This window comes from Pseudomonas sp. B6(2017) (assembly GCF_002112765.1).
Classification (GTDB): Bacteria; Pseudomonadota; Gammaproteobacteria; order Pseudomonadales; family Pseudomonadaceae; genus Aquipseudomonas; species Aquipseudomonas piscis.
The window spans coordinates 1-714 of sequence record NZ_NEIQ01000072.1; the positions used below are offsets into that span (position 1 = coordinate 1).

At 70.0% G+C, this 714-nt stretch carries 2 protein-coding genes; one reads left to right on the top strand and one right to left on the bottom strand.

Annotation, left to right across the window (positions count from 1 at the left end; translation table 11 throughout):
* Positions 1-204 (bottom strand): hypothetical protein (locus tag CAG11_RS33965; RefSeq protein WP_218191894.1); only part of this gene is annotated, 204 nt, incomplete at its 3' end.
* A gap of 37 nt (positions 205-241) precedes the next feature.
* Between CAG11_RS33965 and CAG11_RS33025 the strand changes: the two genes are divergently transcribed.
* Positions 242-714 (top strand): hypothetical protein (locus CAG11_RS33025; RefSeq protein ID WP_218191803.1); only part of this gene is annotated, 473 nt, incomplete at its 3' end.

Here is a 714-nt window from a genome sequence, read left to right on the forward strand (position 1 = left end):
ACGGCGGCCAACGCCGTGCTGAGCGGGAACTGGATCGAGACCGGCGCCGCCGGCACCTACAGTGCGACCTATACCGCGACCACGGCCGGCACCGGCCTGAGCCGGTACCGGGTTACCCTGCGCATCCTTCAGCGTCGCCGTCACCACCAGAGGACTGCCCGCCACGTAGCTGGCCTTGTCCACCGTCAGCGTGGCCGACGTCACCGCCCCCGCCGTAATGGCGTAGGCTGCAGAGCTGGCATTGACACCGCCCAGCTTCAGCGCCGCCGGCACCTACAGTGCGACCTATACCGCGACCACGGCCGGCACCGGCCTGAAGGCGGCGCTGAAGCTGGGCGGTGTCAATGCCAGCTCTGCAGCCTACGCCATTACGGCGGGGGCGGTGACGTCGGCCACGCTGACGGTGGACAAGGCCAGCTACGTGGCGGGCAGTCCTCTGGTGGTGACGGCGACGCTGAAGGATGCGCAGGGTAACCCGGTACCGGCGCAGGCCGGTGCGCTGAAGGAGGCGGTCACGGCGGCCAACGCCGTGCTGAGCGGGAACTGGATCGAGACCGGCGCCGCCGGCACCTACAGTGCGACCTATACCGCGACCACGGCCGGCACCGGCCTGAAGGCGGCGCTGAAGCTGGGCGGTGTCAATGCCAGCTCTGCAGCCTACGCCATTACGGCGGGGGCGGTGACGTCGGCCACGCTGACGGTGGACAAGGCCAG